Source organism: Sorangium sp. So ce394, assembly GCF_051474665.1.
GTDB classification, from domain to species: Bacteria; Myxococcota_A; Polyangia; order Polyangiales; family Polyangiaceae; genus Sorangium; species Sorangium cellulosum_D.
The window spans coordinates 5,487,200-5,501,301 of record NZ_CP150339.1; the positions used below are offsets into that span (position 1 = coordinate 5,487,200).

Sequence of the window (14,102 nt, forward strand, 5' to 3'; positions counted from 1 at the left end):
GGGCCTGGCCTGGTTTCGGTTGCCGCTCTCGTGCGGCGAGCACGCCGCGACGGAGGTGGTACGCTCCGCGGGTGAGCCACGACGAGCTCGACCCTACGCCGATCCGGTTCATGCGGCATGTGTGCCATGGCGACTACGCGCGACCGATGCAGAGCCCGGCGGTCCACACGTACGTCGCCCTGGCGTTGCATGTCGGAGGCCGCATGCGGGTCGAGCATCGCGGCGAGTTCGAGCTGCGGGCCGGGCACCTCCACCTCATTCCGGCTGGCGACGCGCACCGCGTCCTGTCGGCGAGCCATGCGGAGGTGTGGGGGATCGGCTTCTGCCGGACGTGCCTCGATCCGGCGCGCTACGGCGACCTGTTCGCCCCGCTCGACCGGGTCCGGCACGGGGCGTCGCCCGTGGTCGAGCTGCCCGCGGCGCGGCAGGCGTACGTGCTCGATCTGCTCCGGGAGCTCGAGCGCGAGCAGCAGGCCGCGGGCGCGCTGCCGGTGGTCTCCGAGAGCCTGCTCGCGCTGGTGCTCGCGGAGGTCGTGCGCGCGAGCGGCAGCGTCCGGGCCGCGCCGGCGCAGCGTCCTTCGATCGTGGCGGAGGCGCTGGCCGTGATCGAGGCCCGGTGCCTCGGGCCCCTGTCCTTGAAGGAGGTCGCGGAGGCGGTGCGCCGGACGCCGGCCCACGTGACCACCGCGGTCAAGCAGGCCACCGGGCGCACGGTGGTCGCGTGGATCGTGGAGGGGCGTCTGGCCGAGGCGCGGCGGAGGCTCCTGGCGACCGACGAGTATGTCGACGTGATCGCCGAGCGCGTCGGCTACGCCGATCCGAGCCATTTCGTGCGGTTGTTCCGGCGCCATCACGGCGTCACCCCCGCTGCCTGGCGCGCCCAGCACCGCCGAGCTCAGCGACCTGACCCGGGCTGAGCGATCCCGCGCGGCGAGCCGACCCAGGTTCGGGTTGCTCCGGGTTGTCGCCCGCTAAATAGCCGATCCCGAATCGGCAACGTGCGAGCTGAGCACGGGCCGCTGTTCCCTTCGACGAACGGTACGGCCTGGCGGATGATCCCGGCACACGCACGCTTTCGCACTCAGCAGGACGTCGCCGCCCGCTAGCCGCGGTGCTGCCGATGCTCGGCCAGCACCGCGGCGATGACATCGCGAGGCGGGTATTCCGCGGGATGGGTACGTCCGTTGCTCGCGAATGTGATGAGCGCCTTCCACAGCGCCCAACCGCGGGCGCGCGCCCAAGTCGCGCTGTCGGCTGACACCGCCGCCCGGAATGCGTCGCGGCTCTCGCCCCTGAAGAACGTCCAGGCGATCACGAGGTCGCAGGCCGGGTCGCCCACGCCGGAGCTGCCGAAATCGATGATGGCGCGCAAGCCCCCGTCCCTGACCAGCAGGTTCCCAACCGCGATGTCGCCGTGGACCCACACCGGCGGGCCGTGCCAGCTGGCCGCGAGCGCCGCTTCCCACACGTCGATAGCTTCGCCCGCATCCACCTTGCCGGCAACGGCAGCGATGGTATGGCGCGTTTCAGCGTCGTAGACGGAGAGTGGCCCACCGCGGAAAAAATTGTGCTCACCGGCCAGCGGGCCGTTCGTGCCATCGATCCGCTGCAAGGCGACGAGGAACCGGCCAAGCTCCGTGGCGAAGCCCGTGAGATCGGCGATCCGCTCGACGGACGCGGTATCGCCTTCGATCCAGCCATAGATCGACCAGGGCCAAGGGTATCCGAAGGCGGGGCGCCCCACCGCAAGGGGCGTGGGAATGGGAAGGGGCAATAGCGGCGCCAGCCTTGGCAACCAATGGTGTTCCTTTTTCACCTGAGCAACGTAGTGCTCGGCGCTTGGCAGCCGCACCTTCATGTCTTCGCCCAAGTGGAAGGTCCTGTTATCCCAGCCGTCCCATGCCACTGGCCTGACCGGCAGGTGGGACCACTGCGGGAATTGCGCGGCGATCAGCCGGCTCACGAGGGCGACATCGATCTTGACAGCATCGATCATGGTAGGCGTCATATCCATGGAATAACCCGGCGGTGCTGCACGAGCTCGCCATAGGGAGCTTTCGAGCCTGCGGGTTGCGTGCAGAGCCAGAGGACGTCCTTCGCGGCATCCATCGGCGACTGCGCCGACGACATGTCGTCGAACCAGGGACGCGATGCCTCGGTGTCGATCAACCCAGGGCAGACCGCGGCGATGAGGAGCCCGCGTCGCGCCGCCTCGTCCTTCCGCTGGCGCGCGACGACCTTCATCGAGGCGACCTGCGCGATCTTGGACGGGATGTTGATCCACGCCGGCCAGTGGTGGGCCTCCGCCTCGCCGCGCTCGACCAGCTCCACGTACTCGTCCATGACGCGCTCGATGTCCTCGAGCGATCGCGTGGCAGGGTCGAAGTGGTGGTGAAGCCGCGGGTCCAGCTTGCGCAGCGAGCCGAAGGAGCTCGCCACCACGAGGAACCGCCCGCCGTCGCGGAGCAGCGGCACGAAGGCGCGGATCATCCGGTACGTCCCGTGGTTGTTCGTGTCGATGAGGGTGCGGACCTGGGCCGCCTGCGGCAGCACCTTCACCATGCGCGCGGCCGCGTTCGAGAGCACGATGTCGATCCCGCCGTGACGGCGCGCCAGCGTCTCCGCCAGGGCCTGGACGCTGGCGTCGTCGGTCACGTCCAGCTGGGCCAGCGTCGGCTGCAGGCCTTCCTCGCGCAGGCGAGCCACGGCCGCCTCGCCGCGCGCAGGGTCCCGCGCCGCCAGGTACACGGTGCTCCCCGCCGGCAGCTCCTGGCACAACCGGGCGACCATCGCGTAGCCGAGGCCCTGGTTCGCGCCCGTGACGAGTGCAATCTTTGCCATCATCCCTCCTCGATCAGCGCGCCCGCGAAGAGACGGCCGCTTCAGGAGTCCTACATCAACTCGGGTCGGATCTCCGCGCTTCTCGCGTCACGGACCGGAGGCGCCGGGGACCGGAGAGCGGACGCCTCGGCCGCGTGTGGCGCGGCGCGAGGCCGCCGCGTGGCTGCCAGGAGCCCCCGGGCCGGCCGGGCGCGCGTCCGCGCCGCGGGGTCCCGCGCCGCGCCGTGAGCGTTGGCGGGCGAAACATGCCGTGGAGGTGCGCATCTTGACGCTGTCGTGTGGGCTTGCAGGGGTGCGTGCGCGAGGGGTCCCGGGTATTCGCGATTCAAAGGTCCCCGCGTTCGCGATACGCTGCGGATATGTCCCGGCCTCTCAACCCAGGTCGTCCGCCCATGGGCACGCTCGCCGGTCTGGGACACGGGGGCGGCACGAAGGTCGCGGGCACGCTCCAGCCGCCCGCGCCGGATCGACGGCTCGATCCCACGGCGAGAGACGTCGCGCGCGACGCGGCCACGCTCAGCGTGCAGCAGCCTCAGCCAGCGCAGCCGTCTCCTGCGGCGCCGCGCGACGCCGGACGGGACGGGACTCGAGCGAAGCTCCAGCCCGGCCGCCTCGTCGCTGGACGGTACAAGCTCGCGCATCCGCTCGGCCACGGCGCCATGGGCGAGGTGTGGCGCGCGCACGACGGCGTCCGGCGCTTCGACGTGGCGCTCAAGTTCCTCGTCCTCCCGCGGCAGAGCCTGCCGATCGACATCATGGAACGCTTCCGTTTCGAGGCGCAGGTCGCGGCGCAGCTCGGGCGGAAGACCGACCTCATCGTCACCGTGCACGACGCCGGCGAAGATCCCGCGGTAGGCCCGTACCTCGTCATGGAGTACGTGCGCGGCCGATCCCTCCGGCAGCTGATCCAGGAGCGGGGGCCGGTGCCGGCGGCCGAGCTCGCCGCGCTCCTCTCCCAGATCGGAGAGGCCCTCTCGGTGGCGCACGGCCTCGGGATCGTGCATCGCGACATCAAGCCGTCGAACATCCTGCTCCTCCAGGGACGCGACGGCCGCCTGCGGGCCAAGGTCGCCGACTTCGGGATCGCCAAGTGGATCCGCCAGGATCTACCGGCCGACTTCCCCCGCCAGACCGCGGAGGGCGTGGTGCTGGGCACGCCGGCCTACCTGAGCCCGGAGCACACCTGCGACGGGCACGCGGATCCGCAGCTCGACATGTGGGCCCTCGCGGTGGTCGCTCACGTCGCGCTCACCGGCCACCAGCCCTTCGCCGGCGGCACCATCGCCGATGTGCTCGCCTCCATCCTCGCCGGCGAGCGACCGTCGCTGTCGACGCTGGCCCCGGAAGCGCCGCCCGAGCTGGAGGGGTGGTTCGCGCGCGCTTTCGCCCTGAACCCTGAAGAGCGATTTCCTGCCATCAAGCCGATGGTCTCCGCCTTCGTGGCCGCGGTCGGCGCCTTGGACGCGGCGCCGATCTCGGTGGCGCCGGCCTCGGTGGCGCCGGCCTCGGTTGCGCCCGCTTCGGTGGCGCCCGCCTCGGTCGGGCCGGCCTCGGTCGGGCGCGCTGCGCCGCCGCAGCGGCCCCGGGGGCGCCTCGCGGCCGTTGGGCTCTTCGCGGCGCTCGGGATGGGGATGGCGCTCGCCACCGCGCTGCCCCGGGCGCAGCTGCAAAGCTCGTCCGCCGCGCTGCGCGCCGTCGGCGGCGAGGTGCGCGCCGTCGCCCGCCGCGCTCCCGCGGTTCAGACGTCCAGGGCACCCCAGGCGGGCGCGTGCTCGATTGTCCCGCCGGCCGGCTTCGTGGCAGCGCCGCTCGCGACGGCAGGGCCCCAGACTGCGCCGCTCGCCGTCGCGGCGGCGCCGGAGCCGGCGCCGCCCCCCACCGTCGCGGCGCCGCCGGAGCCGACGCCGGCGCCGCGCCCCGCCGCAGCGCGCCCCGCCCGCGCGTCCGAGGCGCCGCGGAGCACGGGCGGAGCGCTCCCCCGACAGCGCACGACCGATTCGGGCGCGCGGAAGAGCGCGATTTTCTGAGCGGCGCTGGCGGGCCGGCCGGTCTCTGGCCCCTGGACGTTCGGTCGCCGTCGCACCGTGCTCGGGTCGGAGATAGCCCAACCTGGGTCGGCCGGGGGTAGCCCAACCTGGGTCGGCCGGGGGTAGCCCAACCTGGGTCGGCCGGGGATAGCCCAACCTGGGTTGGGTCGGGTCGCGCCGCGCCGGGTCGGGCAGCCCAACCTGGGTCGGGTCGCGCCGCGCCGGGTCGGGCAGCCCAACCTGGGTCGGTTCGCGCCGCGCCGGGTCGGGCAGCCCAACCTGGGTCGGTTCGCGCCGCGCCGGGTCGGGCAGCCCAACCTGGGTCGGGTCGCGCCGCGCCGGGTCGGGCAGCCCAACCTGGGTCGGTTCGCGCCGCGCCGGGTCGGGCAGCCCAACCTGGGTCGGGTCGCGCGCACCTTGACGACCGCCAGTCCGTGGCCTAAGTAAACGGTACGGTTTCGTTTACAAGAGCAGGATGATGGCCAGCCACGAGGAGCGCAAGTCGGCGAAACAGGCGCAGATCAGGGCAGCGGCGCGGCGCCTGTTCCTCGAGCGGGGCGTGGCCGGGACGAGCACCGACGCGCTCGCCGCGGCGGCCGGCGTGTCGAAGCGGACGCTCTACGCCCATTACCCGAGCAAGGAGCGGCTCCTGCAGAGCGTCCTCGAGGAGCTCATCGCCGAGCCGGGTCGGCGGGAGCTCGCCCTCGCCTCGTCCATGCCTGAGGACGCGCAGGCGCTCCACGACGCGCTCGCGACCTTCCTGCGTGCGGTGCTCACCACGCTCATGCAGCCCGACTACCTCGGCCTGGCCCGGGTGATCATCGCAGAGGTCCCCCGGATGCCCGAGATCGGGGCGCTGTTCCGCGAGACCGTGCCAAGGCCGATCCTGAGCGCAGTCGTGCGGCTGCTCGAGCACGGCCAGGAGCGCGGGCTCGTGTCGTTCCCGAGCGCGGAGACGGCGGCGCGCATGGCGATCGGCGCGCTGCTCACGCACGTCGTGATGGACGGCCTGCTCGGTGACGGCTCTCCGAGGCCGCCGCCCATCGAGCGCGTCGACGACGTCGTGGCTCTGCTTCTGAAGGCCGGCCGGCCGGCCGAGACCAGCACCGAGAGGCGTTAGGTCGATCGTGGATTGAACGGGTAGGGCAGGTGACTCAGCGCGAGTGGAGGTCCTTGGTCATGTCAAGTCAATATGATAGCTTCGCGAACACCTATGGCAGGGCCATCGCCCTGGATGTGCGCCGCTATGTGGACTACTTTTCGCTCACCAGGGCGGTCGGTGACGTGGAGGGCCAGGCCGTCCTCGACGTCGGCTGCGGCACAGGGGTCATCACGAGGATGCTCAAGCAGAGGGGCGCGCGCCGGGTGGTCGGGCTGGACCTCTCCGAGGGGATGCTCGACCTCGCGCGCGGCGAGGAGGCCAGGAGCCCTCTCGGCGTCGAGTACGTGCGCCGCGACATCGCCGACGCAGGCGCGCTGGGCCCCTTCGATCTCGTGACGGCCTGCTACGTCCTGCCGCACGCATCGTCGCCCGATCAGCTCGCCGCGATGTGCAGAGGCATCCACGAGGCGCTCGCCCCCGGCGGGAGGTTCGTGGCCATTCACCCGAACGACGCGTTCGCCGTGAACGATCCTGCGTATTACAGCGCCTACGGCCTGCGCGCCTCCGTCGACGGTCGTCTCGAGGACGCGGCGCCGATGAAGGTGACGGTGACGACGGTCGACGCCGAGCTGACGATCTCGACGCACTACTGGACGCGGGGCGGCTATGAGGCCGCGCTGAGGCGCGCAGGGTTTCGAGAGATCCGATGGCGCGCGCCCGAGGTGGCGCCTGAAGGCATCGAGGCGCTCGGGGAGGCGTTCTGGAGCAATTACCTCGCGCGGCCCTACGCGATGCTGTTCGAGTGCACAAAGGAGCCGGCACAGCGATAGCGGGCGGCGCTCGCGCCGGCTACCGCACCAGCGCCGGCGCGCTCAGCGCGGCGGCGTCCGTCATCCCGGCCTGGACGCGCGCGTAGATGCCGCACGCCTCGCCCGCGATGAGGTAGATGCCGTAATTGACCGACTCCCGCCGCTCGTTCTCGAGGGCCGCGAAGTACCGCTGCGCGATCCACCGGCCCTCGCGCGCCTTGGCCAGGGAGGCGCGCCAGACGTCGTCGGACGTGTGGCGCCCGAGGATCACCTCTTCTCCTTCGGCGCCATAATCGCTCTTCAGGACCCACTCCTCGCGCTGCGCGCGGAGCATCTCTGGGTGCACCGTCTCCAGCCGCGACGTCACCGGGACGTGGCGCTGGATCACCGACTGCGCGTGCGGCGAGAAGCGGTGGAGGTGCTCCCACATGAAGGCCATCGAGCGCTTGTTCTGCGGCAGCACCGCGCCGAGCGGGTTCAGCACGGCGACGCGCCCGTCGGCCGCGGCCGAGAGCACAGCGCCGAGCGGGCCCGCGAGCGGCTCGGGGTCGGGGATCTGCTCGTCGGTCCACACGCTCGAGCGCTCTCCCCACCAGTCCGTCTTGTAGTGGCGCAGCAGGATCGAGAACGGGACGTCGAACAGGGACAGGCCCCGCTCATCGTGGGCGAGGTTGTAGGGCGAGCCGAGGATCACCGCGTAGCCCCGCTCCTCGAGCCAGCGCCGGTAAAGGCGGATCACCGAGAGATCCTCGGTGAACTCCGTCGGATACACGAACCCGAGGCGCCGCGTCGCGGCCTCGCCGAGGAGCGCGCGGGCGACCTCCTCCACCATCGCGCAGAACCGGGGGCCGAGCTCGCGGTTCGGGTCGAGCGCGCCCGGGTGGTCCGCCGCGGCGAGCGCGCTCAGCACGACCGCCTCCGCCTCGCCCGTCGGCGTGTCGCAGTTCAGCTCGGCGATCGCGGGGCCCTCGTCGGTCAGGAAGACGTCGGCGCGCGCGATGCCGTGCCACAGCGGCTGCGACGAGAGCCACATCGCCTTCTGGCACGGCGTCAGACAGAAGAAGTCGTCGAGCAGCGACGGCTCGTCCGCGACCAGCAGGCACAGCTCGTTGTACACCGCCGCGACCTCCTCGGCGGCCCGGTAGAGGGCGCGCTGCTCCGCCGCCGTGACGAGCACCGGCTCCTCGCGGAACCGCGGCGCCCCGTCGAACCACGGATCGGTGATGAGGCCCGTCTCGACGATCCTCGCGGCGAAGGCGTCGTACGCCCGGACAGCGTCGCTCATAGGAGGCGCGCGATGGCGATCGAGGTCGCGAGGTAGGTCGCCGCCTCGAGGGCGCCGAGCCCCTCGTTGCGGTCGGCCGCGATGCCGGCGTCGAGGCGGCCGCCGCGCAGCGCGAGCGGCGCGCCGAGCAGCACGCTCTGCACGAGCAGCTGCCGGACAGGGTAGAGCGCGAGCAGATACAGCAGCACGCCGCCATAGCCCTTCAGCGAGATGAAGAGACCCTCGAAGTCGCCCTCGAGCGCCCGCGCGATGATGATCGCCACCGCGATCGAGGCGCCGGCGTAGCTCAGGGCGGCGGCGAGGTTCTCTCCCTGGATCTGCTCGGCGTCGTCGTAGGTGGTGAGCGCCCGGAAGAGCGAGATGAACACGTGCAGCGTGATCTGCGCGAGCAGGAAGAAGCCGAGGGAGATCGCGAGATCGCCGAGGTCCTTGCCCGCGATCGCCCGCGAGGTGATGAGCCCGGTCGCGACGTAGTGCGCGCCCGCCGCGAGCCCGGCCGCCGCGTTGCCGCGCTCGATCTCGGCCGGGAGCCGCGCCTTGAGCAGGAGCCGGATCCCGAGCTCGCCGGTCGCGATCACGAGGAGCAGGCCCACGACCGCGAACGCGCTCACCCACAGCAGATCGCGCGCGAAGCTGGACCCGTCGAGGCAGTTCTTGACGGCGTTCGCGGCGACGAGGAACACCGCGAGGACCTGGCCCACCGTGAGCAGCCGGCGCGCGGCGTTGCTCTCGGCGAGATCGCGGGCGACCGTGTGCGCCGGCGAGAAGATCCTCTGCCCGATGCGCAGGAGGGCGAGCAGAGCGAGCGTCGTGCCCAGCCCGAACCCCATGACGTAGGACAGATCCATGGGACGCACGCTACAGAACGCGCCGCGCCGTCACAAGCCCCGGCGCGCGCCGCGAAGGGCCCGCGCGAGGCGCGCTCCGGCGGTCTCCGGCGTAGGGTTTGCGGGGCGGGCCGCTCTTTGTGATATGGGTACGTCCACCGGCCGGCGACGGACCGGCTGCCGCGGCGGATCATGGTCGAACCTCCTAGCGACTCCGGCACTCAGGGCATCACGGGCATCTTCGCGCGGCCCTATATCGACCTCGCGCCGTACCTCGACCTCGCGCCGCTCGGCGAGCTCCACGACGAGATCTGCCTCGGGCTCACCCAGGTGCCGATCGATTACACCGGCGGCAGCCACCGCACGATGGGCATCATGCCGCCGTCGCGCCTCGGCGAGGCGCTCGCGGATTACGGCGAGGTGATCCGCGGCCTCGGCGACGAGGAGTTCGCCACGTTCCAGCGCCTCTCGGACGACCCCTCGGCGATCGACCGCTCGGCGCGCGCCACGCTCGAGTTCGGAGAGGAGCGCGAGATCCCGCTCTCGCGGCGGCAGATGCTCTGGCTCAAGTTCCGCCATGGGGTCTACTTCCCCTGGAAGGTCTATGTCGAGCTGATCCCGAACCGCTACTGGAGCGACAAGAGCCGGAGCGAAGGCAAGGATTTCACCCGGCTCGCGCGCTCGTTCTTCCCGAAGACGATCGCCTACGTGAAGCGTCTGCCGTTCTCGTCGATCGGGCGCTGCAACATCATGGGTCTCGAGGCGAACGATCACGGCACGGTGCACCGCGACGGGGAAGGGGAGGGGGCGCGCGCGGAGGGGGACCGCGGCGTCGAGCGCGAGCCCGATCACTTCATCACGCTGTGTCCCGCGGGCAACAAGCGCCTGTTCCTCTGGGACGAGCGGGCGCGGCGGAAGACGGCCGTCGCGGGCCGGGCTTACTGGTTCAACGACCACGACTACCACGGCGTCGAGGCGGATCCTTTCTTCAGGTACTCGGTGCGCATCGACGGCACCTTCACCCCGGAGTTCATCGAGGCGCTCCGGCGCGACCACGGCCGTGCGGCGGGGGCGGGGGCCGTCGCAGAGGCGGGGGGCGTCGCGGAGGCGGTCGCGGAGACTGGCGGCGCGCCGCGCGACGGCGAGGAGGCCGCCGCGTGAGCCGACCGAATGAGCCGTTCGAGCGGGACGAGGTGCTCGACAAGCCGGGGATCGTCGGCGCGCGCTGGTGGCACAAGGGCCTCGCCGAGGCGCCGAAGGACGCCTCGCGGCGGAACGCGATCCTGGTCGCGCTCGGCGCGGTCGGGCTCGCCGGGGTCGCGGCGGCGATCGCCGTGGCGGGTGAAGGGTGCTCCGAGGACGATCACGAGGTCCAGAGGAAGCGGGCGCTCGACATGCAGCGGACCTTCGGCTGGAGCTTCGGCGCGGCGCAAGAGAGCGTGACGTTCGACGGCGAGTCGAAGAAGCCGTTCGACCAGGCGGCGATCGCGAGGATGGCGACCGAGCTCAGGCCTGCGGACGAGGCCATGCGCGCCTACTATGTGCCCGCGCTGTTCGAGTCCCCCTCCGCCGTGCCCACGCTCGTCGCCCAGGGGGATCCGGCGCCGATCACGCCGCTCGGCAGCGTGCTCCGGCCGATCTTCACGCCGGCGATGGAGCGCGCCTACCGGAGCGGCAAGGCGCTCGCGTCCCTGCTCCTCGCCGCCCGGACGGCCGGCGGCCTGCGCCGCGACATCGCGGTCATCGTGGATCTGGATGGCCCGGAGTCGGTGGCCTTCGCCGCGGGCGCGGCGGAGGCGTTCGATCCGGTGTTCACGTTCGACAACTGGCCGCATCCGCGCGGCGTCGTCAAGGCGCACCAGACGCTCGCCGCGGCGGCGTATTATCAGCCGCTCTTCGCCCGCCCGCACCCCGGCCCGCGCGCGACGATGTTCGTCCTCGATCGCCAGCGGCTCTCGCCCTACTCGGACGACGCGGCGCAGTTCGACAACCGGCATGTCGCGCGGCTGCCGTCCGCCGACACCCTGTGGGAGCGCGGCGTCCGCTACGTGCTGTACGTCGTGCCCACGGAGGCGGACACGACCGAGACGGACGATCTCAACGACGATCTCGTGGCCTACCGGATGCGCCAGCTCCACGTGGCGATGATGGCCGCGAGCGTCTTCGCGCCCGATCCCGCGGAGGCGAGGCCCGCGAACGCCACCGAGGACTGGCCTCCTCACTATTACGGGGGCAGCGCCGCGTCGCACGGCTGGTTCTGGGTGGACTACCCGTGGGGGGCGCCGCCCCGGCCGGCGCCGGTCGAGCCCGCCGTGCGGCGGCCGGGCAAGGGCTATGTGCCGATGGTGCGGGCGACGCCGTTCTCGAGCGGCGGCGCCGCGGGCGGGACGCCGCCGGTCCCGGACGGCTTCGGGACGGTGCCTGTCGTCGTGGCGCTCGGCACCGGCGCGATCCTCGGGGCGGCGCTCAGCCGGAGCGGCTCGTGGAACCGGGCTTCGGGAGGGTACGGAGGCTAGCGTGGAGCACTCGATCTTCGCGATGGAGGTGTGCGCGCGCATGGACCCGGGGAGCGTCCTGCAGCGCACGCTGCACGAGTGCGTGCAGGGCCATTGCGAGACGATGAGCCTGAACCAGAAATGGCACCAGTACCGCCGCGCGCAGATGGCGCTGCTGTCCAACCTGCATGTCCTCGAGAAGGGGTGCTGGGACTATTTCGACGACAACGCCCGCGCGCTCAACGACTTCAGCATGTGGTCCCGTGGCATGACCACCGAGGAGGGCGCGCGCAGGGGGCCGTCGGGGACGCCCGACCCGTACCGCGGCCAGCCGCGCTACCTGACGTTCACGATGGCGTTCCTGCTGGTCCAGGGCTCGCCCACGGATCGGATGCTCTGCGCCGTCTGCGACATCCCCAAGGACCGCCTCTGGCGCCGCGACGTGTTCGGCCACATTCTCCAGAACCTCGGGCACGTGAGCTTCGCCAGCGTGAAGTCGGATGTCATCTACCTCATCCCGCGCGACGAGGGGTGGGCGCTCACGGCCGACGATCTGAACGATCCCAAGTTCCACTACCTGCGGAAGATCGTGTAGAGCAGCTCCCGTCAGCCGCCCAGTTCCCCTCGCTAAAACCACGTTTCCCACCGGCCGGGATCGATCTCCGCCGCGTGCACCGTCGCCGAGATCCGGTCTCGGCCGCCGGAGAACGGCTGTATCTGGTGCAGCCGGTAGCTGTCGATGACGAGCGCGCCCCCAGGCCGATAGCCGGCCACGAGGCTCCGCGCGGAGAGCGCCTCGTCGCCCGGATCGTCCCTCCCGTCGTAGAGGACGTCCCACAGCTTGAGCCCGCCGTCCGCGTCGGGGAGCTCCAGCATCACGACCACCGTGATCGCGCGGAGCCGCCGGGCAAGGTGGTAGTCGGAGAGCCCCTCCGTGTCGAAGTGGACGACGCCGCCCTCGCGCGCGACCTTCTCCCCCGCGGGAAAGACGTGCACCCCCGGCCCGCAGAAGCCGCGCCGGGGCTGCGCGAGCCCGCCGGTGAGCGCCGCGACGAGCGCGCGCATCCGGCGCTGGAGGCCGGGGAGGTGGCGCTCGACGCGGGCGTCGGACGCGGCCGCGTCGGCGAAGTACTCCCGGGAACGCCCCTGCTCGAGGTGCGTGTAAAAGGCGCGCCCCAGCGAGAACTGCTCGCCTCCGAAGTCGGCAGTCCACGCGTCGCGGGCGGCGTAAACCCCCTCGACGAGCGCCGCGCGCTCCGCCTCCGAGAACACCCCGGGGACCTCCAGGGCGAGGTGACGGCCGAGCGCTTCGACCGGCGGAGCCCCCGGGCGACCGGAGGAGGCCGTCGCGCGGAGATCGAGGTCGAGCCGCCGTACGGAGGCGCGGCGCGCGGTGGGCATGGCCAAACCACCGTTAGCATCGCCCGCGGCGGCCAGCCAAGCGGCGACGCGCCGGCCCGTCGGGGGCGACGGCGCTGGCGGCGACGGCGCTGACGGCGCTGACAGCGACAGGGCGGACGGCGACAGAGCGCCCGCCGGTTTTTCCGGCGCGCGCCGCCGGATCCGGGTTACAGTGCCGCGGCGGAAGCACCTTTTTGCGAGCGAGGACAGCGATGGTGTCGGGCAGGCGAGGGGAGAAGCGGCAGGAGCAGCAGGCGTTTGCGCTCAAGGGCACCATGCCCGCCATCACGATGCTCTGCCTGCGGACGGCGGATGTCTCGGCCATCGAGCGTCAGCTCGCCGACCACATCTCGCAGATGCCGCACTTCTTCCTGCACTTGCCGATCCTGCTCGACCTCGACGCCCTCGGCGACGAGCCTGTCGACCTCGGCGCCCTCGCCGGCCTGCTGCGGAAGCACAACCTCGTGCCCATCGCCGTGCGCAACCCGACCGAAGCCCAGCGCGAGCGCGCCGTCGCCGCCGGCCTCGGCGTGCTGCGGACGCCGCTCACGCGCTCGCCGCGCCAGGGCGCGCAGGCCGAGGGGGCCACCCCCACGCCGGGGCCCGTCGCGGTGGGGCCGGCGCCGGCGGACCGCGGGGGGACAGGGGCCGCCCCCGACCGCGGAACGGCTGGGCCTGCCCGTCGCCCGAGGGACGCCGCGCCGCCGCCCGACGCGGCCGAGCCGCCGCCCGCGGGCCTCACCGTGCGGCACCCGGTGCGCAGCGGGCAGGTCATCTACGTCCCCCACGGCGACCTCGTGGTCCTCTCGCCGGTCAGCTCGGGCGCGGAGCTCATCGCCAACGACAACATCCACGTTTACGCGCCGCTCCGCGGCCGCGCCATGGCCGGCGCCCACAACAACGCGGACGCGAGCATCTTCTGCATGAGCCTCGAGGCGGAGTTCGTCTCGATCGCCGGCCGCTACCTCATGGCCGACGAGATCCCCGACGAGCACCGCGGCAAGCCCGCCCGCATCTCGGTGCAGAACGACGGGCTCGTGGTCACGCGGCTGTAGCGCTCACCGGTCGTCCGGCGGAGGTTCACCGCAGGCGGCGGCCCAGCGCGCCGTTCGGGACGCCGCCGCTGGCCATCCGGGGCGAACCGCCCGCCGGGGCGTCGCCTACACGGGCGCCGACCGAGTCCTCGGCGGAGGACCACCAGGACGCGCGCGTTCGTACAGGCAGCCTTCGCCGCCCTTCTGCCGCTCGCGCAGGGCAGAGGTCGTTCGGTTCGAACGACCTTCGTCGGATCGGACGTGGTCGACATCTCGCGTCC

At 72.2% G+C, this 14,102-nt stretch carries 13 protein-coding genes; 8 read left to right on the forward strand and 5 right to left on the reverse strand.

Going from position 1 to position 14,102, the window contains the following annotated elements:
- Positions 1-71: 71 nt before the first annotated feature.
- On the forward strand, positions 72-917 hold the full coding sequence (locus tag WMF33_RS20085) for a helix-turn-helix domain-containing protein (RefSeq protein WP_437338649.1): 846 nt from the start codon (positions 72-74) through the stop codon (positions 915-917).
- A 185-nt stretch (positions 918-1,102) separates the two neighbouring features.
- Here WMF33_RS20085 and WMF33_RS20090 read toward each other — a convergent pair whose 3' ends face one another.
- Positions 1,103-1,996 carry an aminoglycoside phosphotransferase family protein gene (locus WMF33_RS20090; RefSeq protein ID WP_437338650.1) on the reverse strand — a complete coding sequence of 298 codons (894 nt, stop codon included), beginning with the start codon at positions 1,994-1,996 and terminating at the stop codon, positions 1,103-1,105.
- An 8-nt stretch (positions 1,997-2,004) separates the two neighbouring features.
- Positions 2,005-2,841 (reverse strand): SDR family NAD(P)-dependent oxidoreductase, encoded by an 837-nt coding sequence (locus tag WMF33_RS20095; RefSeq protein ID WP_437338651.1) that lies wholly within the window; start codon positions 2,839-2,841, stop codon positions 2,005-2,007.
- A gap of 392 nt (positions 2,842-3,233) precedes the next feature.
- On the opposite strand from WMF33_RS20095, the gene WMF33_RS20100 reads away from it, so the two are divergent.
- The 3 genes from WMF33_RS20100 to WMF33_RS20110 all read left to right on the forward strand — a co-directional run bounded on the left by WMF33_RS20100 (position 3,234) and on the right by WMF33_RS20110 (position 6,800).
- Positions 3,234-4,868: a protein kinase domain-containing protein gene (locus WMF33_RS20100; protein WP_437338652.1), complete on the forward strand. Its 1,635-nt coding sequence runs from the start codon at positions 3,234-3,236 to the stop codon at positions 4,866-4,868.
- A gap of 478 nt (positions 4,869-5,346) precedes the next feature.
- Positions 5,347-5,988 (forward strand): TetR/AcrR family transcriptional regulator, encoded by a 642-nt coding sequence (locus WMF33_RS20105; RefSeq protein ID WP_437338653.1) that lies wholly within the window; start codon positions 5,347-5,349, stop codon positions 5,986-5,988.
- Between the two features lie 59 nt (positions 5,989-6,047).
- On the forward strand, positions 6,048-6,800 hold the full coding sequence (locus WMF33_RS20110; RefSeq protein WP_437338654.1) for a class I SAM-dependent methyltransferase: 753 nt from the start codon (positions 6,048-6,050) through the stop codon (positions 6,798-6,800).
- A 19-nt stretch (positions 6,801-6,819) separates the two neighbouring features.
- On the opposite strand, the gene WMF33_RS20115 is transcribed toward WMF33_RS20110, so the two are convergent.
- Both WMF33_RS20115 and WMF33_RS20120 read right to left on the reverse strand, forming a co-directional pair.
- Positions 6,820-8,064 carry a glutathionylspermidine synthase family protein gene (locus WMF33_RS20115; protein WP_437338655.1) on the reverse strand — a complete coding sequence of 415 codons (1,245 nt, stop codon included), beginning with the start codon at positions 8,062-8,064 and terminating at the stop codon, positions 6,820-6,822.
- Positions 8,061-8,912, reverse strand: coding sequence for a DUF350 domain-containing protein (locus WMF33_RS20120; protein ID WP_437338656.1), 852 nt, complete (start codon positions 8,910-8,912; stop codon positions 8,061-8,063). The genes WMF33_RS20115 and WMF33_RS20120 overlap by 4 nt, the downstream gene beginning before the upstream one ends.
- 171 nt (positions 8,913-9,083) lie before the next feature.
- Between WMF33_RS20120 and WMF33_RS20125 the strand changes: the two genes are divergently transcribed.
- Genes WMF33_RS20125 through WMF33_RS20135 form a run of 3 tightly spaced genes read left to right on the forward strand, consistent with a single transcriptional unit; the run spans position 9,084 to position 11,981 of the window.
- Positions 9,084-10,052 (forward strand): hypothetical protein, encoded by a 969-nt coding sequence (locus tag WMF33_RS20125; RefSeq protein ID WP_437338657.1) that lies wholly within the window; start codon positions 9,084-9,086, stop codon positions 10,050-10,052.
- Entirely contained in the window at positions 10,049-11,407 is a 1,359-nt protein-coding gene (locus tag WMF33_RS20130) for a hypothetical protein (protein ID WP_437338658.1), read from the forward strand. Before WMF33_RS20125 ends, WMF33_RS20130 begins: the two co-directional genes overlap by 4 nt.
- A gap of 1 nt (position 11,408) precedes the next feature.
- Positions 11,409-11,981, forward strand: coding sequence for a hypothetical protein (locus WMF33_RS20135; protein ID WP_437338659.1), 573 nt, complete (start codon positions 11,409-11,411; stop codon positions 11,979-11,981).
- Positions 11,982-12,013: 32 nt separating this feature from the next.
- Here WMF33_RS20135 and WMF33_RS20140 read toward each other — a convergent pair whose 3' ends face one another.
- Positions 12,014-12,787, reverse strand: a complete 774-nt coding sequence (locus WMF33_RS20140; RefSeq protein ID WP_437338660.1) for a hypothetical protein — start codon at positions 12,785-12,787, stop codon at positions 12,014-12,016.
- A gap of 212 nt (positions 12,788-12,999) precedes the next feature.
- Between WMF33_RS20140 and minC the strand changes: the two genes are divergently transcribed.
- On the forward strand, positions 13,000-13,842 hold the full coding sequence (gene minC, locus WMF33_RS20145) for a septum site-determining protein MinC (protein WP_437338661.1): 843 nt from the start codon (positions 13,000-13,002) through the stop codon (positions 13,840-13,842).
- Positions 13,843-14,102 lie beyond the last annotated feature (260 nt).